The sequence below is a fragment of the Streptomyces sp. NPDC038200 genome (assembly GCF_055600785.1).
Genome location: NZ_JBVJYH010000004.1, coordinates 330056 through 352428 on the forward strand (window position 1 = coordinate 330056; position 22373 = coordinate 352428).

At 72.4% G+C, this 22373-nt stretch carries 18 protein-coding genes and 2 tRNA genes; 4 read left to right on the plus strand and 16 right to left on the minus strand.

All coding sequences use genetic code 11. The features are described from left to right. Positions 1–56: 56 nt before the first annotated feature. From ACZ7KF_RS11305 to leuS, 8 genes are all read right to left on the minus strand, one after another. Complete coding sequence (locus tag ACZ7KF_RS11305; protein ID WP_471071724.1) at positions 57–302, minus strand: hypothetical protein; 246 nt, start codon at positions 300–302, stop codon at positions 57–59. 177 nt (positions 303–479) lie between these two features. Then, positions 480–1361, minus strand: a complete 882-nt coding sequence (locus ACZ7KF_RS11310) for a YceI family protein (protein WP_471071727.1) — start codon at positions 1359–1361, stop codon at positions 480–482. Between the two features lie 125 nt (positions 1362–1486). Next, positions 1487–2323: an arylamine N-acetyltransferase family protein gene (locus tag ACZ7KF_RS11315; RefSeq protein WP_471071729.1), complete on the minus strand. Its 837-nt coding sequence runs from the start codon at positions 2321–2323 to the stop codon at positions 1487–1489. A gap of 54 nt (positions 2324–2377) precedes the next feature. After that, positions 2378–5107, minus strand: coding sequence for a ComEC/Rec2 family competence protein (locus ACZ7KF_RS11320; protein WP_471071732.1), 2730 nt, complete (start codon positions 5105–5107; stop codon positions 2378–2380). Further along, complete coding sequence (locus ACZ7KF_RS11325; protein WP_471071735.1) at positions 5104–6351, minus strand: ComEA family DNA-binding protein; 1248 nt, start codon at positions 6349–6351, stop codon at positions 5104–5106. The genes ACZ7KF_RS11320 and ACZ7KF_RS11325 overlap by 4 nt, the downstream gene beginning before the upstream one ends. Before the next feature lie 151 nt (positions 6352–6502). Further along, entirely contained in the window at positions 6503–7348 is an 846-nt protein-coding gene (locus ACZ7KF_RS11330) for a DegV family protein (protein ID WP_471071738.1), read from the minus strand. Positions 7349–7420: 72 nt separating this feature from the next. Then, the gene (locus ACZ7KF_RS11335) at positions 7421–8161 is read right to left on the minus strand and encodes a hypothetical protein (protein ID WP_471071741.1); all 741 of its coding nucleotides are present in this window, start codon (positions 8159–8161) and stop codon (positions 7421–7423) included. A 140-nt stretch (positions 8162–8301) separates the two neighbouring features. Then, positions 8302–11184: a leucine--tRNA ligase gene (leuS, locus tag ACZ7KF_RS11340; protein ID WP_471071744.1), complete on the minus strand. Its 2883-nt coding sequence runs from the start codon at positions 11182–11184 to the stop codon at positions 8302–8304. Positions 11185–11584: 400 nt separating this feature from the next. Here leuS and ACZ7KF_RS11345 point away from each other — a divergent pair, with 400 nt between their 5' ends. Further along, positions 11585–12868 (plus strand): cytochrome b/b6 domain-containing protein, encoded by a 1284-nt coding sequence (locus ACZ7KF_RS11345; protein ID WP_471071747.1) that lies wholly within the window; start codon positions 11585–11587, stop codon positions 12866–12868. Beyond that, complete coding sequence (locus ACZ7KF_RS11350) at positions 12865–14475, plus strand: NADH-ubiquinone oxidoreductase-F iron-sulfur binding region domain-containing protein (protein ID WP_471071750.1); 1611 nt, start codon at positions 12865–12867, stop codon at positions 14473–14475. The genes ACZ7KF_RS11345 and ACZ7KF_RS11350 overlap by 4 nt, the downstream gene beginning before the upstream one ends. 190 nt (positions 14476–14665) lie before the next feature. Here the strand turns inward: ACZ7KF_RS11350 and ACZ7KF_RS11355 are convergent. Then, positions 14666–14738, minus strand: a tRNA-Ala gene (locus ACZ7KF_RS11355). A gap of 114 nt (positions 14739–14852) precedes the next feature. Between ACZ7KF_RS11355 and ACZ7KF_RS11360 the strand changes: the two genes are divergently transcribed. After that, positions 14853–16085, plus strand: a complete 1233-nt coding sequence (locus ACZ7KF_RS11360; protein WP_471071753.1) for a glycosyltransferase 87 family protein — start codon at positions 14853–14855, stop codon at positions 16083–16085. Here the strand turns inward: ACZ7KF_RS11360 and ACZ7KF_RS11365 are convergent. The 3 genes from ACZ7KF_RS11365 to ACZ7KF_RS11375 all read right to left on the minus strand — a co-directional run bounded on the left by ACZ7KF_RS11365 (position 16054) and on the right by ACZ7KF_RS11375 (position 17880). Then, positions 16054–16287, minus strand: coding sequence for a hypothetical protein (locus ACZ7KF_RS11365; RefSeq protein ID WP_030653820.1), 234 nt, complete (start codon positions 16285–16287; stop codon positions 16054–16056). The two genes, ACZ7KF_RS11360 and ACZ7KF_RS11365, sit on opposite strands and share 32 nt — an antisense overlap. A 3-nt stretch (positions 16288–16290) precedes the next feature. Then, positions 16291–16464 (minus strand): hypothetical protein, encoded by a 174-nt coding sequence (locus tag ACZ7KF_RS11370; protein WP_014672673.1) that lies wholly within the window; start codon positions 16462–16464, stop codon positions 16291–16293. Between the two features lie 69 nt (positions 16465–16533). Then, the gene (locus ACZ7KF_RS11375) at positions 16534–17880 is read right to left on the minus strand and encodes an MFS transporter (RefSeq protein ID WP_471071756.1); all 1347 of its coding nucleotides are present in this window, start codon (positions 17878–17880) and stop codon (positions 16534–16536) included. A 314-nt stretch (positions 17881–18194) separates the two neighbouring features. Here ACZ7KF_RS11375 and ACZ7KF_RS11380 point away from each other — a divergent pair, with 314 nt between their 5' ends. Further along, a complete protein-coding gene (locus tag ACZ7KF_RS11380; protein ID WP_471071759.1) occupies positions 18195–19094 on the plus strand; it encodes a helix-turn-helix transcriptional regulator in 900 nt (299 codons plus the stop codon). 97 nt (positions 19095–19191) lie between these two features. Here ACZ7KF_RS11380 and ACZ7KF_RS11385 read toward each other — a convergent pair. From ACZ7KF_RS11385 to ACZ7KF_RS11400, 4 genes are all read right to left on the minus strand, one after another. After that, positions 19192–19264: transfer RNA gene (locus tag ACZ7KF_RS11385), tRNA-Ala, on the minus strand. A gap of 93 nt (positions 19265–19357) precedes the next feature. Then, positions 19358–20026 carry a histidine phosphatase family protein gene (locus ACZ7KF_RS11390; RefSeq protein ID WP_471071762.1) on the minus strand — a complete coding sequence of 223 codons (669 nt, stop codon included), beginning with the start codon at positions 20024–20026 and terminating at the stop codon, positions 19358–19360. Next, positions 20026–20469, minus strand: a complete 444-nt coding sequence (gene rsfS, locus ACZ7KF_RS11395; RefSeq protein ID WP_471071765.1) for a ribosome silencing factor — start codon at positions 20467–20469, stop codon at positions 20026–20028. Before rsfS ends, ACZ7KF_RS11390 begins: the two co-directional genes overlap by 1 nt. A gap of 126 nt (positions 20470–20595) precedes the next feature. Further along, positions 20596–22368 (minus strand): LCP family protein, encoded by a 1773-nt coding sequence (locus ACZ7KF_RS11400; RefSeq protein ID WP_471071768.1) that lies wholly within the window; start codon positions 22366–22368, stop codon positions 20596–20598. Positions 22369–22373: the final 5 nt, after the last annotated feature.

Here is a 22373-nt window from a genome sequence, read left to right on the forward strand (position 1 = left end):
TCCGCACCGGCCTCACGACTCCGCACGCCAGGACTCACGACTCCGCACGCCAGGGCTCACGGCTCCTCGCGCCAGCCGTCCCACTCCCCCGCGAACGCGTCCAGCTCGGCGGCGTCGAGCCGCTCGCGCTCGTCCCGCAGGACCACCAGCCACTGGGCGTCCTCGGCATCGTCCTCGCCCGCCAACGCGTCCCGGACGAGCTGCGGCTCCTCGTCGAGCGCGAACCGCTCCCCGAGCGCCTCGACCGCCTCCTCGGCGGCATCGCGGTCGGGCAGCACCAGCACGTGTCTCACATCGCTCACGTGCCCATTCTCCGGTACGGGCCACGAGCGGAAGGCCCGGGTCGGGGCCGACGCGAGGCGGGCGGCGGCGGGCCGCCCGGGGCGCGTCCGCGGGCAGGTCGTGGGCCGGTCGCGCGGTCCGGGAGTCGGCCGTGCGACGCGCCGGGTGCGTCCGTGCCGCGCGGCGCGGGCTGCGCCTCAGCCCTTCGGCACGATCTGCACGTCCAGGTCGACCCGGATGCTCGGGCCGACCACGGCGATACCTCGCGCCAGCATGGACTGCCAGCTGACCGTGAAGTCGTCCCGGTGCAGTTCGGTGGTGGCCCGGCAGGCGGCCCGCGTCTCGCCCTCCATGCCGCTGCCGAGCCCGAGGTACTCCGTGTCGAGCGTGACCGTCCGGGTCACGCCGTGCAGCGACAGCGCCCCGGAGACCGCCCACCGGTTGCCGCCCTTGTGCACGAACCGGTCGCTGTAGAACTCCAGGGTGGGAAACCGCCGCACGTCCAGGAAGTCCCCCGACCGCAGATGGTCGTCCCGCATCCGGACGCCCGTGTCGATGGACGCCGCGTCGATCACGACATGCATCGCGGACTGCTCCACCCGCTCGGCGATCCGCAGCACTCCGGCAAAGGAATTGAACCGCCCGTGGATCCGGGCCAGCCCGATGTGCCGCGCGGTGAAGCCGATCGAGGAATGCATGGGCTCGATCTCCCAGTCGCCCGGCGCGGGCGGCTCCGGCGGCTGAGCCACCTGCAGAGTCACATCGCCCAACGAGGCGAGGGAGTTCTCGCCGACGAGCACCGTGGCCCGGTAGGGGGCGTAGCCCTCCGCCGACACCGCGAGCCGGTACTCCCCCGCAGGCAGCGTGGCCACGAACGAGCCATAGGGGTCCGTACCACCGGACACCACCCTGCGGCCCATGGCATCGCTGACCGCCAACTCCGCACCCGTGACGGGCTCGTTGACGGGGTCGACCACCCGGCAGCCGAGCACTCCGGCGTCCGGCGGCGTCCGGACCGCCGCCAGAGGACTCACCCTTTGCATCCGGTTCGTCCGGTTACCCAGCCAGCGGCCGAACATCTACGACACCCCTGTACGCCTCGACATCATCCGTTGCCGAAGATCCATTCGATCACCGATGTGGCTTTCGAGGCAACACGGACCAACATCACGGGAATCAAGCACATGCGCCGGGACTGGGCGAATTAGTCCTTCAGATCAGGGTTTCGCACAGTCGGCACACAGCTCAACTCGATCCCGAAGCACTCCCGGTAGACCTTCAGCACCTCCTCGTCCGTCTCCAGCTCCCGCGTCTCACGCGTGCCGTCCGCTGCGGTCGTCTTCAGTTTCCGCCCGCTGAGCGTGATCCGCCCTCCGTCCTCGGTGACCCGTGAGCAGACCAACGACCGGGTGAAGTGCGACAGCGGCGAGGTGCTGTGCCACCAGGCGCCGGCCGCGAAGTCCCCGAGCGCCCGGGCGCGGGTCTCCAGCCGGTACTGCGGCTTGCCGTCCCGCAGGACGTCCAGGTCCCCGGCGTCCGACGCGTCACCGCCGCGTACCCCGGCCGGGTCCGGCCCTGCCTCCACCACCTGGAACCTGCCCCCGGGGTCCTCCTGGTCCCCGCGCTCCGCATAGACCAACGGGTGGTGGCTGTGCGCCCCGAACCCGACGTCGGCGAGCCACGTGTCCCCGTCCACCGTCCGCACCCGCAGCGCGAGATGGTCGTACGGGATCCCGAGCCTCCCCTCGTCGTCGTACACGCGCCCGGCGAGCAGCTCCACCTCGTAACCGAGGTCGGCCAGCAACACCCCGAAGGCGCCGTTCAGTTCGTAACAGAAGCCGCCCCGCCGCGCCTCGGTCACCTTGTCCAGCAACCGCGTCTCGTCCAGTCCGATCTCCTCTCCGCGGTGGACCGACAGGTTCTCGAAGGGCACGGTCCGCAGATGGCGCACATGCAGCTCGCGCAGCACCTCGCTGGTGGCCCGCTCCGGGCGATCGATCCCGAGTCGGCGGAGATAGGCGTCGACCTGTGCTGATGTCATGAACCCAGTCTGACCTCACCGGCGCCCCGGCCCCCTCCGCTCCCCCCGTACTCGCTAGTGCTCTGCGGTCACCTGTAGCTCCGCGTGCTTCCCTCCGCTCCGGGTGATCGCCAGTGCCCCTTCCCGGTCGGTGCGCAGGACCACCGCGCCGCCCGTCCGCAACGCGGCCACCGTCGTCGGCGCCGGGTGGCCGTAAGGGTTGCCGGCACCGGCGGAGACGAGCGCCGCCCGGGGGGCCGCGAGGCGTATCAGTTCGGGGTCCTGATAGGCCGAGCCGTGATGGGCCACCTTCAGGACGTCCACTCCGGTCAGGTCGGCCGCGGCCGGGGACCGCAGCATCGCCTGCTGGGCGGGGGGTTCCAGGTCGCCGAGCAACAGCAGCCGCAGCCCGCCGGTTCGCACGAGCAGCGCGACGCTGGCGTCGTTCGGGCTCTCCGGCCGGGGGCTCTGCGGCGGGGGCCACAGAACTCGCCAGGCGAGTGGTCCGGTGCGTCGCTCCTCTCCCGCGACGGCTGTCGTGACGGGGATGTGCCGTTCGGCCGCCGTCCTTCGTACGAACTTCGCCTGGTCCGCCGGTTCCGCGAACCCCGTCGTCTCGATGGCGGCCACCGAGCGGCCGCGCAGGACGCCGGGGAGTCCCGCCACGTGGTCGGCGTGGAAATGGGTGAGGACGAGCAGGGGGATCCGGGTGATGCCCAGCTGCCGCAGGCAGTGGTCGACCAGCTCCGGATCGGGTCCGGCGTCCACGACCACCCCGGCTCCCTCGCCCGCCGCCAGCACGCTCGCGTCGCCCTGCCCGACATCGCACATCGCGAACCGCCAGCCCGGCGGCGGCCAGCCCGTGATGACCCGGGTCAGCGGCGCCGGCCGTGTCACCAGAAGTAAGACCAGCACTCCGAGCAGCCCGCACCAAGCCGGGTGCCGCAGCAGTCTCCGGCCCGCCAGGACCACGGCCACGGTGACCGCCCCGAGCATCAGTGCCCCCGGCCAGCTGCCCGGCCAGTCCACTCCCGCGCCGGGCAGCGCCGCCCCGGCCCGGGCGACGCCGGCGATCCACCCGGCCGGCCAGCTCGCGCACCAGGCCAGCGCCTTGGCCGCCGGCATCGCCACCGGTGCCGTCGCGAGCGCCGCGAACCCCAGTACCGTGGCCGGCGCCACCGCCACCTCGGCCAGCAGGTTGCACGGCACGGCGACCAGGCTCACCCGGGCCGACAGCACCGCCACGACCGGCGCGCACACGGCCTGCGCCGCGGCCGCCGCCGCCAGTGCCTCGGCGAGCCTCGGGGGCACCCGGCGCCGCCGCAACGCCTCGCTCCACCCCGGCGCCAGCACCAGCAGCGCGCCGGTGGCCAGCACGGACAGCAGGAAGCCGTAACTGCGGGACAGCCACGGGTCGTACAGCACCAGCAGCAGAACGGCCGTGGCCAGCGCCGGGATCAGGGATCTACGGCGTCCGGTGGCCAGGGCGAGCAACGCGATCGCGCCGCAGGCCGCGGCCCGCAGGACACTGGGATCGGGTCGGCAGACGACCACGAATCCCAGCGTCAGCGCTCCCGCGAGCAGGGCCGTCGCCCGTAGCGAGAGCCCCAGGCGTGGGGCCAGGCCACGGCGCTCGGCCCGTTGCGCCAGGCCGGGCGGCCCGATGAGCAACGCGAGCAGGACGGTGAGGTTGCTGCCGGAGACGGCGAGCGTGTGCGCCAGGTCCGTCTCCTGGAAGGCGTGGTCCAGCTCGGGCGTGATGCGCGAGGTGTCGCCGACGACCAGCCCGGGGAGCAGCGCACGCGCGTCTCCGGGCAGGTCCTCGGTCGCTTCCCGCAGGCCGGCTCTGAGCCGCCCCGCCAGCCGTTGCGGCCCGCTCGGTCCCGCCACGATCCGGGGCGGCCCCGGCCGGCCGCGCACCCGCAGCACGGCCGCGGTGCGGTCGCCGCCCGTCAGCGCGGGCGCCAGCCGCCCGCCCACCCTCAGCCGCGTGGACGGCAGCAGCCCGAGCCAGCCGGCCCGCCCACCGGGCCCGTGCGGTGCGGCGCCGGCCGGGGGCGGCTCGGCACTCCGGTTCCGCGCATCCCTTCCTTCCGGGGCCGGGACCTCCGTGTCGACGATCAGCAGCACGGGCGTCCTGGTCCGCACCCGCGTCCCGTCGGCCTCCTCGACACTCACCACATCGGCCCGTGCCAGCACCGCCGCCGGCGCCGCGTGATCGCCCCGCACCCGGGGTCTGCTCAGCCAGGCATCGCCGGTCAGCTCGGCCTCGACGGTCACGGTCGCGAAGCGCCGAGCCAGCTCGGGCACCGGCCCGCGCCGTACGTCGGCCCCGTGCAGCCCGGCCGAGGCCGCTGCCGCGGAGACGCAGAGCAGCACCGCGGCGACGGCGGCACGTGCCCAGCCGAACCGGGCGCGCGCCCATCCGGCTCGCTCCCCAGGTCGGCCGGCCGCCGCCGTCCCGGTCGACGGCACCGGCCCCGCTCGCCGGGCCCCCCGAGTGACGTCCCTCCCCTCGGCCGGCGAACGCGCCCCGGCCGGCCCGGCCTCCCCGGCCCGCCCGTCCTGTCCTGTCCGCCGTACCGACAACAGGAGAGCCCCGCCGACCAGGCAGACCACGGCTGTCCAGGTGGTCCAGGCGGCCGGCGCGTCCAGGGTCAGGGCCGCCGTGGCCCAGGCCGCGAGTGCGGGCGGGACCAGACGCAGGTCCATGGGACCGCTCCGGCCGGTCTGCGCGGTCTCCGGCTGCGCCGACTCCGGATCCGGCTCCGAGCGCGCGACGCCCTCTTCCGGTGCGGGGCTCATGGCCGTACCAGGTCACGCAGGTCGGTGAAGCGGCGGTCGCCGATGCCGTTGACCTCGCGCAGTGCGTCCACCGAACGGAAACCGCCGTGCTGGGTGCGGTAGTCGATGATGTGCCGGGCCAGTACCGGGCCGACTCCGGGCAGGGCGTCGAGTTGGTCGGCGGTGGCGGTGTTGAGGGAGACCGGCGCCGTCGGACCCGTGCCGGCGGATCCGGACGGCGGCCCGGGCGCCGAGCCGGGCGCGGCGACGGCTCCGGCGGGGGTGCCGACGACGACCTGTTCGCCGTCGACCAGGAAGCGGGCGCGGTTGAGTCCTTCCGTGCTCGCACCCGGCCGGACCCCGCCCGCCGCGCGCAGCGCATCGGCCACCCGGGCCCCGGCCGGCAGCCTCCGGATCCCCGGTTCGCGGACCTTGCCGCTGACGTCCACGACGATCTCCGTGCCGGGCGTCGCCGACGTGCTCGCGGCCGCGCCGGCCGTCGCTCCCTCACCCTTCTTGGCGAACGGGGCCTGCGCGCGCACCACCTGAGGGGCGCTCACGGACTGGGGCCGGCCCGCCCAGAAGTGCTGCACGGCGAACACGGCTGCGGCCACGAGCACCACGACGAGCGCCACGGCTCCCCGCCGCTCCACTCCGTACCGCGCCTGCAGCCACACCGGCATCCGCTCCCGCAGTGCCAGCCCGGCCCGCTCCCGCCAGTCCGGGACCGGGCGCACCACCGGTTCGCCCGGCTCCTCCAGTTCCCGCTGTTCCTCCGGTTCCTGCCGTGCCGGCCGGTCTCGGTGCTTCCGCTCCTCCCGCTCCGCCTGCCCCGACGGCTCCGCCGCACCGGCCCGTTCAGGCCCCCTGGGACTGCCCGGCGCCACCCTGCTCCCGGTCCACGCCGAACCGGCTCCAGCCGCCCGGCCCATGGCCGCTGACGGCTCGGTCGACGCCTGCGCGAGGTCGGTCGACGCTTCCGCGAGGTCGTCCGAGTCCGGCGGTGCCTTCCCCGACTCCCGCCAGAGCGCGTCCCGTTCGCCGAAGAGGGCTTCCGCCCGGCGGCGCAGTTCCTCCGCCGGCGCGGACGGGCGGTGGCCGGTGCGGCGGCGTCCGGCGGCGCGTCGGGGGTCGGTTGTGCGGCGGGGGTCGGTTGTGCGGCGGGTGCCGGCTGTGCGGCGGTGGCGGACGCGGCCGTCGGAGGCAGGGCCGCGGCCGGGGCCGCTGGTCGGAGTCGCGGTGCGCGAGCGAGATCGAAGTGCCATGCGACGAGGATGGGACATTCCACCGAACGACGATGATCTTGGTGGATTTCCGTGGACGACCGCCCGGTTGTGGACAACTCCGCCACCCACACGGGGGAGTCCCGCCCACCGCCGGCGGCCAAGGGGAGGGCCCGGCCGGGGAGTCCGGGTGTCAGCGAGGCGAGACGACCGCGCCCAGCAGCCCCGGCCCGGTGTGCGCGCCGATCACCGCTCCGACCTCGCTGACGTGCAGCTCGGCCAGTCCCGTGACGCGTGACCGCAGCCGGTCGGCGAGGGCGGCGGCACGGTCGGGGGCGGCGAGGTGGTGCACGGCGATGTCGACCTCCGCGCCGCCCGCCCGCTCGACGGTCAGCTCCTCCAGGCGGGCGATCGCCTTGGACGCCGTGCGGACCTTTTCCAGCAGTTCGATACGGCCGCCGCCCAGTTGGAGCAGGGGTTTGACGGCGAGTGCGGAGCCCAGCAACGCCTGCGCGGCGCCGATACGGCCGCCGCGGCGCAGATAGTCGAGGGTGTCGACGTAGAAGTAGGCGGACGTACCCGCGGCCCGCTTCTCGGCCGCCGTGACGGCATCGTCCAGCGTGCCGCCCGCCTCCGCGGTCTCCGCCGCGGCGAGCGCGCAGAAGCCGAGCGCCATCGCGACCATGCCCGTGTCCACGACCCGCACGGGCACCGGTGCCTCACGCGCCGCGAGGACCGCCGCGTCGTAGGTGCCGGACAGTTCCGCGGACAGGTGCAGGGAGACGATGCCGCTCGCACCGGCCTCGGCGACCCTGCGGTAGGTCTCCGCGAACACCTGGGGGCTGGGGCGGGAGGTGGTGACGGAGCGCCGCTTCTGCAGCGCCTGGGCGAGGGAGCGGGTCGAGATCTCGGTGCCCTCTTCGAGGGCTTGGTCGCCGAGGACCACGGTCAGCGGGACCGCGGTGATGCCATGACGGTCCATCGTCCGGTGCGGCAGGTAGGCCGTTGAATCGGTGACGATCGCGACATGGCGGGACATGAGCTGGAGGTTACCTGCCGTAGCGTTCGCACGGCAGCCCGGCCCCTGCGGCGCGGGCCCGGAGCGGCTCGCTCAGGTGGTGCTCTCGGGGCGGGGCTTCTTCTGCCACGGGTAGGCCGGGCGCCATGACGGCGGGGTGATCGCCTCGGGAGCAGGCTCCCCGGCGGCCGTGGACCCGGCCTGCGGACGGGTGCGGTCCGCGGCCGGGGCGTCGGCGGGGGTGGAGCCGGACGCGTCGGGCCACGGCGGGGGCGCCTGGCCGGGCTCGGTCCTCGTCCAGTGGCGCAGGGCACCCGCCTCGATGTCGATCTGGGCGCTGAGGGTGCCCAGGTCGTCGTCGGCGAAGCGGCGGGCCCGGTCGCGAGCGGCCCAGCGCAGGGAGTCCGCGGACTTGGTGATGCGCTCGGTGCGACCGCGCAGCTCGGGCAGGCGCGCGGCGAGCGTGGTCCGGTCCGGCTCGGACTCCAGTCGCTTGAGGTCGGCGTCCAGCTCGTGCCCGTGCACGCTGAGCCGCTCGAAGAGGCCGAGGGACTCCTTCAGCGACTCGTCCTCGGCCACCCCCGCGTGCAGCGCGTCCTGCGTGGCGCGCATGGAGGTGCGCAGCGAGAGCCGCAGCTGGGCGATCTCGCCGGCCGGTCCCGTCTGGGCGAAGGACCTGGCACGCAAGGTGTGGTCCTCGACGGTGCGGCGGGCCTGCGTGATGGTCCGGTCCACCCCGCGCTTGGCGGCGCCGATCGCCTTGACCGTGGCGTACGCGCCCAGCCCCACGAAGAGCAGGAAGAGCAGGGCGAACACGGTCAGCACTACTTCCACGACGCTCCTCCTCGGCCGGCACGGCACAAGCCGCTGTGCTCTCCACGGTAAACGCAGCGGGCAGGCCCGGAGTTCCGGAAGAACCCCGAACCTGCCCGTAGGGGACTACCCCGACGCCGGATCCGGCCGGTGCGCGAGCGTCACGCCGGGACGATGTTCACCAGCTTCGGCGCCCGCACGATCACCTTGCGGATGGCCGCGCCGTCCAGCGCCGCGACGACCTTCTCGTCGGCCAGGGCCACCTTCTCCAGCTCCTCCTCGGAGATGGCGGGCGGCACCTCCAGCCGGGCCTTGACCTTGCCCTTGATCTGCACGACGCAGGTCACGGTCTCGTCGACGACGTAGTCCGGGTCGGCGACCGGGAAGTCCTGGTGGACGACCGAGCCGGTGTGACCCAGCTTGCGCCACAGCTCCTCGGCGACGTGCGGGGCCAGCGGGGCCACCATCAGCACCAGCGGCTCGGCCACGGACCGCGGCACCGCGCCGCCGGCCTTGGTCAGGTGGTTGTTCAGCTCGGTGACCTTGGCGATGGCGGTGTTGAAGCGCAGGCCCTCCAGGTCCTGGCGGACACCGTCGATGGCCTTGTGCAGGGCGCGCAGGGTCTCCTGGTCGGCCTCGGCACCGGTGACGGTGACCTCGCCGGTGTTCTCGTCGACGATGTTGCGCCACAGCCGCTGCAGCAGCCGGAACTGGCCGACCACCGCGCGCGTGTCCCACGGGCGGGAGACGTCCAGCGGGCCCATGGCCATCTCGTACAGACGCAGCGTGTCCGCGCCGTACTCGGCGGCGATCTCGTCCGGGGTCACCGCGTTCTTCAGGGACTTGCCCATCTTGCCCAGCAGGCGGCTGACCTTCTCGCCCTGGTAGTAGTAGGCGCCGTCGCGCTCCTCCACCTCGGCGGCCGGCACCGCGATGCCGCGGCTGTCGCGGTAGACGTAGGCCTGGATCATGCCCTGGTTGAACAGCTTGTGGAACGGCTCCGCGGAGGAGACGTGCCCCAGGTCGTACAGCACCTTGGACCAGAAGCGCGCGTACAGCAGGTGCAGCACGGCGTGCTCGGCGCCGCCGACGTACAGGTCGACACCGCCGTGCGGCTGGCCCTCGCGCGGGCCCATCCAGTACCGCTCGATCTCCGGGTCGACCAGCTTGCGGTCGTTGTGCGGGTCCAGGTAGCGGAACTCGTACCAGCAGGAACCGGCCCAGTTGGGCATGGTGTTGGTCTCGCGGCGGTACTTCCTGGGGCCGTCACCCAGGTCCAGGGTGACGTTGACCCATTCCTCGTTGCGCGACAGGGGCGTCTCGGGCTGGGTGTCGGCGTCGTCCGGGTCGAAGGTGCGCGGGCTGTAGTCCTCGACCTCGGGCAGCTCCAGCGGCAGCATCGACTCGGGCAGCGCGTGGGCGACGCCGTCCTCGTCGTAGACGATCGGGAACGGCTCGCCCCAGTAGCGCTGGCGGCTGAACAGCCAGTCGCGCAGCCGGAAGTTCACGGTGCCCTCGCCGATGCCCTTGCGCGCCAGCCACTCGGTGATGCGCGCCTTGGCGTCGGCCACGCCCAGGCCGTTCAGCCGTACGTCGTCGCTGTCGGAGTTGACGATCTTCGCGTCGTAGGAGACGAAGGCGTCGTCCCAGGTGGACGGGTCGGTGCCACGGCCGTCGGTCGGCTCGACCACACAGCGGATGGGCAGCTCGAAGGCGCGCGCGAAGGCGAAGTCGCGGGTGTCGTGGCCGGGAACGGCCATGATCGCGCCGGTGCCGTAGCCCATCAGGACGTAGTCGGCGATGAAGACCGGGACCTGCTCGCCGTTGACCGGGTTGGTCGCGAACGCGCCGGTGAAGACGCCGGTCTTGTCCTTGGCCTCGGCCTGCCGCTCCACGTCGGACTTCGAGGCGGCCTGCGCGCGGTAGGCGGCGACGGCCTCGGCCGGGGTGGCGTGGCCGCCGGTCCACACCTCGTGCGTGCCCTCGGGCCACGCCTCGGGGGTGAACTTGTCGACCAGCGGGTGCTCGGGCGCCAGCACCATGTAGGTCGCGCCGAACAGGGTGTCCGGGCGGGTGGTGAAGATCGTGATGCGCTCGCCGTCGATCGGGAAGTCGACGCGGGCGCCCTCGCTGCGGCCGATCCAGTTGCGCTGCTGCAGCTTGATGGCCTCGGGCCAGTCCAGCTCCTCCAGGTCCTCCAGCAGCCGGTCGGCGTAGGCGGTGATGCGCATGTTCCACTGGCGCAGCTTGGCCTTGAAGACCGGGAAGTTCCCGCGCTCGGAACGGCCGTCGGCGGTGACCTCCTCGTTGGCCAGCACGGTGCCCAGGCCCGGACACCAGTTGACGGGCGCGTCGGAGGCGTAGGCCAGGCGGAACTCGCCCAGGATGTCGGAGCGCTCGGCGGCGCTCAGCTCGTTCCACGCGCGCGTGGTGCCCGGAACGGCGCGCTCACCGGACTCGAACTGGGCGATCAGTTCGGAGATCGGACGGGCCTTGCGCGCCTCGTCGTCGTACCAGGAGTTGAAGATCTGCAGGAAGATCCACTGGGTCCACTTGTAGTACTCCGGGTCGATCGTGGCGAACGACCGGCGCTTGTCGTGGCCCAGGCCCAGCCGGCGCAGCTGGGCCTTCATGTTCTCCATGTTGGCCTCGGTGGACACGCGCGGGTGCGTGCCGGTCTGCACGGCGTACTGCTCGGCGGGCAGGCCGAAGGCGTCGAAGCCCAGGGTGTGCAGGACGTTGTGGCCGGTCATGCGCTGGAACCGGGCGTAGACGTCGGTGGCGATGTAGCCCAGCGGGTGGCCGACGTGCAGGCCCGCACCCGAGGGGTAGGGGAACATGTCCATGATGAACTTCTTGGGCTTGGCGGCCAGCTCGGCGTCGCCCGCCAGGTCACCCGTGGGGTTCGGGGCCGCGTAGGTGCCGTCGGCGTCCCAGAAGTCCTGCCAGCGTGCCTCGATCTCGGCTGCCAGCGCGGCCGTGTAGCGGTGCGGCGCGGTCTCCGCCGACGCGGCAGCGGGGGCAGCGGGGTTCGTCTCGCTCATGATCCTCAAAGCTCCATCGATCGTCTCTGCCTGCGGAAATGAAAAAGCCCCTCGCACAGGAGGGGACGCCGCGCCGATGCCGACCTCACGGCTTGACCGGGGTCGGTGCTGATCAGCGCGGCCCGCTAAGCAGAAGGCGTACGGCACGCATGGCGCTAGGGTACCGCAGCCCTTGAGCAAGCGGCGACGCGCTTCCGTATCCCTATGGACATGTCACGAAGCCCGCCGCAACTGAACAAAGGTCAACAACTACTTCACGTACCGTCCCCTACGGGACACCGCCCCCGTCGCATTGTCCGTTGATAACAACGCAATAACTCAAACCCCGTACTGATCGGTATGGCGCCACTTAGAGTGCGGCAGCGGGACCGCTTTCCCGAAACTGCTCGGAGTTGCCCCCATGAACCCTCGTCGTAGTACCAGCTCGCTCCCCAAACCCGGCCGGTCGGCCTATGGGGTGGCGTCCGCTGTCGTCCTGCTGCTGATACCCGTGGTCGTGCTGGTCGGAGGCAGCCAGTTCCGCGACTTCCTGAACTTCGGCGCGGGCGTGCTGTCGCTCGTCTCGCTGAGCTGCTCGGTGATCTGGGGCCTGTTCGCCCAGGACCGGATCTTCCTGAACACACGCCAGCGGATCGTCGGCCAGGCGGTGCACCGGACGACCGCGGTCGCCTCGATCGCGTTCCTGTTGCTGCACATCACCACGAAGATCGCGCTGGACCACACCCAGCTGATCGCCGCGATCATCCCGTTCTCGCTCGGCTTCACCGGAATCGGCGGCCTGATCGGCCTGGGCTCGCTGGCCGGCCTGCTGATGATCTTCGTGGGCATCACCGGAGCCCTGCGCAGCAACTTCGCCACCCCGGCTCCGGTCGCCGCCCGCTGGCGCGCCATGCACATGCTGGCCTACCCGGCCTGGTGCGCGGCGCTTCTCCACGGCCTCTACGCGGGTCGCTCGGCCAAGCCGATCTTCGTGATCCTCTACAGCCTGTCCCTGCTCGGCGTGATGGGCGCGCTCGCGCTGCGTGCCGCACCGCGCCCGGTCAAGCGCAGGGTCGCCGACCGGCTGGTGGCCCTGTTCGGCAGCTCGGAACGGCCCGGGCTGGACGATCTGGACGCGAGCCGCTCCCGGGTGGCCGACTCGGCGGTGCCCGGCTTCGAGAGCCGGCGGGAGCGTCGGCAGTCGCCCGCCGGCACGGCCTCGGCCCCGCTCTACCAGACCCCGGCCGCCCCGGCCGCCGAGCCCGCGTCCGGCTTCGCGGCGGCCTACCGCGCGGTGTCCACGCCGGGCCGTTCCCAGCAGCCCTTCCCGGCCGACCAGACCGCCCGCATGAACCTGCCGCTGGATCTGCAGCCCACGGAGGCCATCCCGCGCGTGGACGGCCCCTCCAGCACCTCGGGCAGCTGGCCGATCCCCTCCCCGCCGCCGGTCGGCGAGGCCCCGCCGTCCGCGTACGACCCGCTGCAGGACACCGGATACACCATCCCGGCCTACGGCAATCCGGGCACCGGCGGATACGGCGGAAGTGACGTGTACGACACCGGTGAGACAAACGGCCTCTATGGCACGTACAACCCGAGTGACACGTACAACAGCGGTCCCGCCACCGAAACGCTGCCCGGCTCGTCCTACGAGACACCGGGTTCGGGCGAACCTTGGAACACGCCTTCCGGAGGCTTTAAGTGAACGAGGCCCTGCCCGACGTCCCCGAAGTCCGCGTGGTCGGACTTCCCCAGCTCACGTCGGGCTTCGACCTTGTGGAGCGGCTCGATCTGCCCATGCATCTGAAGGTGCACGGGCCACTCGACCCGCTCGGCGGCGAGCAGCTCGCCCAGCTCGCCGAAGCCATCAACCTCAAGGGCCGCGGCGGCGCCGGCTTCCCCTTCCACAAGAAGCTGCGCGCGGTCGCCGAGTCGGCGATCAAGCGCGGGGTGCGGCCGGTCGTCGTGGTCAACGGCAGCGAGGACGAACCGGCCTGCCGCAAGGACACGGTGCTGATCAACCGTGCCCCGCACCTCATCCTGGACGGCGCGCTGCTGTGCGCCGAGGCGCTCGGCGCGCGCACGCTCGTCATCGGTGTCACCCGGGAGTCCACGCAGCGCTCCATGGAGGCCGCGCTCGCCGAACGCGGCCTGAGCAACAGCCGTAGATCGGCGCTGCGCGCGTGGGTGCAGCGCAATCCGGTGCGCATGGTCACCGGCGCCGCCGCCTCGCTGATCCGCTCGGTCGACGGCGGCCCCGCGGTCCCGCCCGGCCGCAAGATCAGCGCCTCGCAGAGCGGCGTCGGCGGCGCGCCCACCCTGCTGTCCAACGCGGAGACGTTCGCGCAGCTGGCCATCGCCGCCCGCATCGGCCCGGAGCGCTACGGCAACACCGGCCTGTACGACGAGCCGGGCACCGTGATGCTCACCGTGTCCGGCGCGGTCGCCCGCCCGATGGTGATCGAGGTCCCCACGGGCGTGCCGCTGCGCTACGTGCTGCAGCTGGCGGGCGCCCCGCCGGTGCCGCAGGGCGTGCTGACCGGCGGCTATCACGGCAAGTGGATCGACGCGGCGACCGTCGACGAGGCGGTCGTCTCCCGCAACTCGCTGGACGCGGTCGGCGGTTCGCTGGGCGCGGGCGCGATCCTGCCGATCAGCCAGGAGACGTGCCCGCTGGGCGAGTCGCTGCGGGTCGCGCAGTGGCTGGCCGAGGAGAGCGCCGGCCAGTGCGGGCCCTGCTATCTCGGACTGCCCGCCGCCGCGCGCGGCATGGAGGACATCCTGAACGGCGGCGGGCCGGCCGCGCTGGAGGCGCTGAAACAGGTCGCGAAGAACGTGAAGCGGCGCGGGGCGTGTTCGCACCCGGACGGCTCGGCGATGTTCCTGGAGTCGACCATCAAGGCGTTCACCGACGACCTGGCCGCCCACGTCCTCGGAAACGGCTGCGGACGGCCCGTGGAGGGTGTTCTGCCGCTCTTCGAGGGCGGCAGGGCCCCCGCGGGCGTCGCGGGCGGCGGCGAGCCCGAGGAGGCCGGCGGCAGCCGTCAGAAGATCTACGTCGACTGGACGCTCTGCCGGGGCCACGGACTGTGCGCGGACATCCTCCCGGAGGTGTTCGAGCTCGGGGCCGACGGTTTCCCGACCGTCGCCCAGGCGCAGGTGCCGCGCTACGCGGAGGCGAAGGCGCTGCGCGCGGTGCGCCGTTGCCCGGCGCTCGCCCTGCGCATCGAGGAGGACACGCGCGGGCAGGCCCCGTCGCGCAATCTGCCGGTCCTCTCCCAGGGGCGCGGCCGGCGCGCACTGGGACGCTGAGGACGGCGCGAACGGACCGGACCGACGACGACGACGCGAACGGACCGGACCGCCGAGGCGGCGCGAACGGCGGGTCACTCGATTCGAGTGGCCCGCCGATTCGTTCGCGCGTGTCGCGTTCCGCGTGTCCTGTGTTCCGGAACACGCCGAAAGCGGACCATCCACCAGGATGATCCGCCTTCGATTTCTGTGGAGCTAAGGAGAATTGAACTCCTGACCTCCTGCATGCCATGCAGGCGCTCTACCAACTGAGCTATAGCCCCTTGTTTTGTTGTTTCGCCCGGTTCCCCCGGCGACGTCGTAAACATTACAGGCCCGGGGGCGCAGCTCCAAATCGGTTTCGGCTTCGCGTCGATACGGCAGCTAATGTCGGTTTCATGACCATGATCGCCTCGTCCGCAGCCCGCCGCCGGGTCTGGGTCGCGCCGGCCGTGTGCCTGGCGTCCTTCGCGGCGTTCTGGGCCGCTCAGCGGGCGGCGCACGTGTCGATGATCGACCTGATGGTCTACCGGGCCGAGGGCGCCGCCGTGCGCGCCGGTGGCGACCTCTACGCCCTGCGCGCGACGGCCGCGCACCTGCCCACCACCTATCCGCCGTTCGCGGCCCTGCTGTTCACCCCGCTGCCCCTGCTGGACACCGCGCTCCTGCGCGCGCTGGCGACGGCGGGCAACCTCGCGCTGCTGGTGGTGTTCGTCCGGCTGTCGCTGAAACTCGTCGGCCACGCGCGCGGGGAGTCCGTCTGGTGGGTCTCGGCGCCGGCGGTGTGGTGCGAGCCCGTGTGGACGACCGTGCGCTACGGCCAGATCAACCTGCTGCTGGCCGTCCTGGTGCTGTGGGACCTGACCCGCCGCCCCGCCGGCGGGTACGACCGCTGGACCGGGGTGGGCCTCGGGCTGGCCGCGGCGGTCAAGCTGACGCCCGCGCTGTTCCCGGTGCTGCTGCTCGCCTCGGGTCTCGCGGCCCGCCTGGGGAGCGGGCGCGGAGGGCCGTGGCTGCGGCACGCGCGCGGGGCGGCCGTGGCGTTCGCCGGGGCGACCCTGCTGGCGGCGGCCGCCCTGCCGTGCGACTCCTGGCGGTTCTGGACGGACACGGTGTACCGCGCGAGCCGGGTCGGGCGCCCGGAGGACACCGCCAATCAGGCCCTGCGCGGCGCCCTGGCGCGTCTGCTGCACACGCCGGACCCGGGAGCCCTCTGGGCGGTCCCCGCGGCCGGGCTGGCCGTCCTGGGCCTCGCGGTGGCCGTGCGGGCGGAGTTGCGGGGGCTGCGGGCGTGGGCGGTGTGCGCCTGCGCCGTCACCGCCCTGCTGATCAGCCCGGTGTCGTGGACCCACCACTGGGTGTGGTGCGTGCCACTGGTACTGCTGTTGTGGACACACGGGCACCGGGCGGCGGCCCTGGGCACCGCGCTGGTGTTCTGCTCGTACGCCCCCTGGTGGGTGCCGCACGGAAGCGGGCGGCCCGAACTCCACCTGGCGGGATCGCAGTTGATGCTGTCGGCCGTCTACGGAGGGACCGGTGCACTCTTCCTCGCGCTGGCCCGGACATCGTTGCCGAAAACCGGGCTCGACGGCGTCGGCGTCAAGCCGTCACGAACTGGTAGAACCTCTTGAGCGTGCAGTGCTCCTCCAGGAGGCGGCCGTAGATCGGCTCGCCCTCCAGTTCCCGATACGTCTCGATCGGGTCGCCTTTTATGATCAGCGCCCGCGCGCATTCCTCGCACCAGTACTGGTAATCGGGGTTGATCGGCTCCATGTCACGGACGATGGGCGTACCGCTCCCGCACCAATCGCACTTTCGCCTGTGTGCACCCATCGATCAGCTCCAGCTGTGGCCGCAGGCCGTGCACACGTAGGAGATTCCGCCGTTGTCGCCGAGGACCTGCGCCACATGCGCGGAACCGCAGGAAGGGCAGCTCAGCCGGGTGGTCGTGTCCCGTATCAACGCCGCACCGAGGAGGTGGCCGACCTCCTCAAGGATGCTCGCAGGCATCGCCACTCCCTCCCGTCGGGCCGCGCCCCCTTCCGGCCGTTTGATTCTGCCACGGCCGGACCAATACGGTCAGCGACGCCTCAGTACCAGTCCGGACACGGCTCCCACCGCAGCCGTTCCGGCCAGCGCCCAGGCGCATACCGAGAACGCTTGCCCCGAGGTATACGAGCGCACGACCCCGAACGACTCAAGCCGGTTCAGGAACAGTGTGCCGAACGCCGCGACGCCGAGCAGCTGACCGAGCTGCGCGACCGTCGCCAGCAGCCCGCTGGCGTCCGCCGCGTCCTCGGGCCGCACGGTGGCCAGCGCGCCGGTGAGCGTGGGGCTGAAGGCGAGCGCCAGCCCGGCACCCGTGCCGGTGTACCCGGCGTACAGGACCGCTCCCCCGCCACCGCCGCCGTGGAAAGCGGTTCCCACGACGGCGACGGAGACCGCGGTGAGCGCGAACCCGGCCGGTGCGAGAATCCGCTGCCAGGCGGCCGGCCACTTCCGCCAGGTGAGGCTGACCACGCCGAAGACGGCCGCGGTCGGCGCGAAGCTCAGCCCCGCCCGCAGGGCGCTGTAGCCGAGGCCGCCCTGTACGTGCAGCGTCAGCGCGAAGAGATAGCCGGCGTTGACCGACATGGCGGCCAGGATCCGGAGGACGGCCGGCCCGATGCCGGGGTGCCGCACCACCCGGGGCGCGATGAGCGGGGCGCCGCCGCGCCGGGCGAGCCGGGACTCGTAGCCGCAGAACAGGGCGAACAGCAGCACGGCTCCGGCCAGCGACAGCCAGGACCACAGCGGCCAGTCCTCCTCCTGGCCGAGCACCAGCGGCACCGTCAGCAGCGACACGGCGGCACCGAGCAGCACCAGCCCGGGCAGGTCGAGCGCCCGGGCCCGCTCCCGGCCGCCGGCACCGCCCAGCGGCAGGACCCGTCGGCCCAGCAGGAGCAGCGCGACGCCCACCGGCACGTTGACCAGGAAGACCGGCCGCCAGCCGGTGCCGAAGAGGTCGGCGCTGACCAGCACGCCGCCGACGACCTGGCCGGCCGCCGCACCGACGGCCAGGACCGCCGAGTAGGCACCGAGCGCCCGCGCCCGGGCCTCGCCGGTGAAGGTGCGCTGGATGAGGCTGAGCACCTGCGGGATCATCAGCGCCGACCCCGCGCCCTGCACCAGCCGGAACACGATCAGCTCGGTCGAACCCCGTGCCAGTCCGCAGGCGAGGGAGGCGGCGGTGAACAGGGCCAGCCCGGCGAGATGGACCCGGCCGTGCCCGAGCCGGTCACCGAGCCGGGCCCCGGTGATCATCAGCACGGAGTAGGTGATGGCGTAACCGGCGATCACCAGTTGCAGGTCGGCGCCCGAGGCCCGCAGCTCGGAACCGATCGTGGGCGCCGCGACGTTCACGATGAACACGTCGAGCGCCGCCATGAACAGGGCGCCGAGCAGCGCACCGAGCAGCAGCCGGGGCCGATTGTCAGTGGCGGGTGCTTCACTGTCCGTGACGGATGATTCCGTCCGGCGAGCAGTCGGGACGTCACTGTCAGTGGCGGGTGGTTCACTGGTCGCAGAGTTCGGGAGGGGCTCCGTGTTCGGGCCGGTCCGGGATGTCGTCGTCATGGCGTCGAGCCTGACGACGAGCCGGTACCGGTGCCGAGTGCCCACCGATGCTGGTACTGCCAGCACCTGGAAGGGGCGGGCCCGGACGCCGACGATGGGAAGACGGGGACGACGGGGGCTGGACGATGGGGACGAGGACACAGCGGCGCAGGCCGGAGCTGGCCACTTTTCTGCGCAACCGGCGGGCACGGGTGACACCGGCCGACGTGGGGATGCCGCCGGGACTGCGGCGGCGCACCCCGGGGCTGCGGCGGGAGGAGGTCGCCCAGCTGTCGGGAGTGGGCGTGACCTGGTACACCTGGCTGGAGCAGGGCCGGCCGATCAACGCCTCGCCGCAGGTGCTGGACGCGGTCGCGCGCACCCTGCGACTGGACCCGCCGGAGCGGGAGCATCTGTACCGGCTGGCGGAGGTGCCCTTCCAGTCGGATCCCGAGGCCCTGGCCCGGCAGATCGGCGCGGAGGTGCAGGGCATCGTCGACGCCCTGGACCCGCTGCTGGCGGTGGTCTACAACTCGCGGTACGACGTCCTGGCCACCAACGCGGCGTACCGGGACCTGTTCCTGCTGCCGGACGTCCGCTCGACGGGCCTGCCGAACGTGCTGTGGACGGTGTTCACGCTGCCGGAGGGCATCTGCCCGGTGGTGCACCGGGAGAAGGAGCTGCCGTTGATGGTGGCGACCCTGCGGTCGTCCTACGGCAGGCATGTGGGCGAGGCGGCATGGGAGGAGTACATACGCGGGCTGTCGGCGGCGAGCCCCTGGTTCGCGGAGCTGTGGGCGAGTGGCACGGTGGCGCCTCCGGGGCCCCGGGTGAAGACCTTTCGCCATGCTGCCGTCGGCGAGATGCGCATGACCTCGCAATCGCTTTCCCTCGACGGGGTGCCCGAGTGCCGGATCGTGGTCTACACCCCGGCGGACGAGGAGGCGCGGGCGAAGCTGGCGCTGCTGCGGGAGCGCAGAGAGCGGCTGTGGCCCCCGGCACCGGCACCGGCAAGGAAGGAGAGTGAAGAGATCATCAGCCCCTGAACGAGACCGCCCACCGCCGAAAGCAGAAAATCCCGCCCCCTTGCGGGGACGGGATCTTCATCACCGATCTTTGACAACTCAACAGAGTGTCGATCAGTGGAGCTAAGGAGAATTGAACTCCTGACCTCCTGCATGCCATGCAGGCGCTCTACCAACTGAGCTATAGCCCCTTGCGTTCTTCCCGCTCGGCGGGGCGAACAAGAAGAACTTTAGCCTGTGACCTGCCAGAAAGTGAAATCCGGGGTCCGGGGCCCTCGGGTCGGTCAGTCGTCGTCGCCGAGGACGGGCTCCGGGAGGGTGCCCGCGTTGTGCTCCAGCAGGCGCCAGCCGCGGGCGCCTTCGCCGAGCACGGACCAGCAGCAGTTGGAGAGGCCGCCGAGGCTCTCCCAGTGACGTGCCTCCAGGCCGAGGAGCCGGCCGATGGTGGTGCGGATGGTGCCGCCGTGGCTGACGACGACGAGGGTGCCGTCCTCGGGCAGCTTCTCGGTGTGCCGCAGCACGACGGGAGCGGCGCGGTCGGCGACCTCGGTCTCCAGTTCGCCGCCGCCGCGGCGGACCGCCTCACCGCGCTTCCAGGCGGCGTACTCCTCGCCGTGGCGGGTGATGATCTCCTCGTGCGTCAGCCCCTGCCAGACACCCGCGTAGGTCTCGCGCAGGCCCTCGTCGCGGGTGACGTCGAGGCCGGTGAGGGCGGCCAGCTCGGCGGCCGTGTGCGCGGCACGCCGCAGGTCCGAGGAGATGATCGCGTCGGGCCGCAGGGAGGCGAGCAGCCGGGCGGCACGGCGGGCCTGGCCGATGCCGGTCTCGGTCAGCTCGACGTCCGTGCTGCCCTGGAAGCGGCGCTCCACGTTCCACGAGGTCTGGCCGTGCCGCCACAGGATGACGCGGCGGCCCCGGCCCTTGCGGTCGGTCACCTCACCGGTGGCGCTCATCACCACTCCCCGTCCGGCTCCTGGTCGGGCTCCGCGGCCTGGAGCTTGGCGTGCTCCTCGGCCTTGCCGCGGGTGGCCTTGGCTTCGGCGGGCAGTTCGATCTCGGGGCAGTCCTTCCACAGCCGCTCCAGAGCGTAGAAGACGCGCTCCTCGCTGTGCTGGACGTGGACGACGATGTCGACGTAGTCGAGCAGGATCCAGCGGGACTCGCGGTCCCCTTCGCGGCGGACCGGCTTGGCGCCGAGTTCCTTTTGCAGGCGCTCCTCGATCTCGTCGACGATGGCCCTGACCTGGCGGTCGTTCGGCGCGGATGCCAGCAGGAAGGCGTCCGTGATCGACAGCACGTCGCTCACGTCGTAGGCGATGACGTCATGGGCGAGCTTGTCGGCGGCCGCCTGCGCGGCGGTGTGGATGAGCTCAAGAGAACGGTCGGTGGCGGTCACTACATGGCTTTCCGTCGGCGGACTTTTGCCATCAAGGGTCTCACGGACCGCCCGGCGCACCCCACGCGATTACCGCGGCACGTGGGGTGCCCCCGGCCGCCCCCCGGGAGGGGAGGCGGCTCGGGGTCAGGACGAGGACGGCTTGTAGTCCCCGCCCAGGACCACCGAGACGTCCGCTCCGGAGGAGACACCGCCCTTGGTGACGGAGCCGGCCGGCAGTCCGAGGGTCTTGGCGACCTCGGCGGCGTTCGCCTTGTCGGCGGGGTCCGCGTAGGTCACCTTCGAGGTGGCCTGGGTGCCGGCGGCGCTGCCGCCCTCCAGGAAGGTGAAGCCGCCGTTGAGGAGCACGACGCGGGCCTTCTCCGTGTCGTCCTTCACACCGGTGGCGTTCTGGACGGAGACCCGGACCGCGGAGCCCGCGTCGGGACTCTTGGCGGTGCCGCCGAGGATGTCCTTCACCACACTGTCGCTGGTCTGCGCGCTGAGCGTGCCGTCCGTCTGCACGGGCAGGAGGGCGGTCTTGTAGGCGCCGCTCTTGGCGAGTTCGGCGAGCCTGGCGAGGAAGGCACCGAGGTCCTTGTCGGTGAGCGGCGGGTCGAGGATCTGCGCCAGGGTCTGCACGGTGGTGGTGGCCGACGACGCGTCGGAGGACAGCTTGCGCAGCACACCCTGCATGACCTGGCCGAACCGCTCCAGCTGGGCGTTCTGCGACTCACCGGCGGCGCGGTAGGTGGCGTAGGCGACGGCCGTCTTGCCGCTGAGGGTCTGGTCCTGGCCCTTGTGGACGAGGGGCGCGGTGCCCTTCTTCTTGGCGTCCGGGTCGGGGACGTCGGTGTCGGTGTCGACCTCGATGTTGCCGACGAGATCGACGAGGTTCTGCAGGTAGGGGGTGTCGAGCCGCCAGGTGCCCTGGATGCTGGTGCCGAGGACCGTGTCGAGCTGGTCGCGGGTGCCGGAGGTGCCGTCCGCGTCCACGGACTTCGCGAGGGTCGTGGCGGAGCCGTCGTCGCCGGTCAGCGCGAGGGAGTTGGGCAGCAGGACCGTGGTGCCCTGCTTGGTGGTGGTGTTGTCGACCAGCAGCGCCGTGGAGGTGCCGCCCTTGGCGGTGTTGTGCAGGTGGACGACGAGCACGTCGCGTTTCTGGGCGGCGGCGGGTGTGGCGGTGCCGCTCTCGCCGTCGGAGGAGGACAGGCCGGGAAGCTTTCCCGCGTACCAGAGGTAGCCGACACCACCGACCGCGACGAGGGCGAGGACGACGACGAGGGCGATGAGCCGGCCGCGGGCGCGGCGGCGGGCCTCCTCGCGGCGCTCGGTGCGGTTCTCGGTGAACTTCAGCCAGTCGATGACGTCCTCGGAGTCGCCGTCCGGCTCCTCGACGAACGCGAACTGCTCGGTGCGGTAGTCCCGTTCGCCCGGGGCCTCGCCGCGGGACCCGTCCGAGGGCCCGTCCGGGGTCCCTTCCGGGGCGGCCTCGGCCTCCTCCGGGGTCCGCAGGTCCTCCGCGGGGCCGGCCTGCTGCGGGATGTAGGCGGTCTGCTCGGCGACCCGGGGCTGCTGCCCGCTGTTCGCCGCGTACCCGTAGGGGTCGTAGCCGGTGGTGTCCTGGGTGGTGGCGTACGGGTCGTACGGGGCCTGGGAGCCGTAGGCGTCGTAGCCGGGCTGCTGCCGGCCGGAGCCGTAGGAGGACGCCGGTGGCTGCTGGCCGGTGGCGTAGGGGTCGTAGCCGTAGCCCTGTTGCTGGGCGTACGGGTCGTAGGCCGCCTGCTGAGCCTGCGGAGACTGTGGCGCCTGGGCGGCCTGTTGTGCAGGACCCTGCCGGTACACGGGCCGGCCGTACTCGTCGTAGCCGACGAGTTCGTACGGGCCGTCTCCGTACCCCGCGTCGTATCGGTCGTTCACCGGTG

What these genes read in the sequence shown, in the direction of transcription:
- ACZ7KF_RS11310 (WP_471071727.1), bottom strand. Translation starts at nt 1,361, where the DNA reads ATGTTCGGCCGCTGGCTGGGTAACCGGACGAACCGGATGCAAAGGGTG.
- ACZ7KF_RS11315 (WP_471071729.1), bottom strand. Translation starts at nt 2,323, where the DNA reads ATGACATCAGCACAGGTCGACGCCTATCTCCGCCGACTCGGGATCGAT.
- ACZ7KF_RS11320 (WP_471071732.1), bottom strand. Translation starts at nt 5,107, where the DNA reads ATGAGCCCCGCACCGGAAGAGGGCGTCGCGCGCTCGGAGCCGGATCCG.
- ACZ7KF_RS11325 (WP_471071735.1), bottom strand. Translation starts at nt 6,351, where the DNA reads ATGGCACTTCGATCTCGCTCGCGCACCGCGACTCCGACCAGCGGCCCC.
- ACZ7KF_RS11330 (WP_471071738.1), bottom strand. Translation starts at nt 7,348, where the DNA reads ATGTCCCGCCATGTCGCGATCGTCACCGATTCAACGGCCTACCTGCCG.
- leuS (WP_471071744.1), bottom strand. Translation starts at nt 11,184, where the DNA reads ATGAGCGAGACGAACCCCGCTGCCCCCGCTGCCGCGTCGGCGGAGACC.
- ACZ7KF_RS11345 (WP_471071747.1), top strand. Translation starts at nt 11,585, where the DNA reads ATGAACCCTCGTCGTAGTACCAGCTCGCTCCCCAAACCCGGCCGGTCG.
- ACZ7KF_RS11360 (WP_471071753.1), top strand. Translation starts at nt 14,853, where the DNA reads ATGACCATGATCGCCTCGTCCGCAGCCCGCCGCCGGGTCTGGGTCGCG.
- ACZ7KF_RS11365 (WP_030653820.1), bottom strand. Translation starts at nt 16,287, where the DNA reads ATGGGTGCACACAGGCGAAAGTGCGATTGGTGCGGGAGCGGTACGCCC.
- ACZ7KF_RS11370 (WP_014672673.1), bottom strand. Translation starts at nt 16,464, where the DNA reads ATGCCTGCGAGCATCCTTGAGGAGGTCGGCCACCTCCTCGGTGCGGCG.
- ACZ7KF_RS11375 (WP_471071756.1), bottom strand. Translation starts at nt 17,880, where the DNA reads ATGGCGGCGCTCGACGTGTTCATCGTGAACGTCGCGGCGCCCACGATC.
- ACZ7KF_RS11380 (WP_471071759.1), top strand. Translation starts at nt 18,195, where the DNA reads ATGGGGACGAGGACACAGCGGCGCAGGCCGGAGCTGGCCACTTTTCTG.
- ACZ7KF_RS11390 (WP_471071762.1), bottom strand. Translation starts at nt 20,026, where the DNA reads ATGAGCGCCACCGGTGAGGTGACCGACCGCAAGGGCCGGGGCCGCCGC.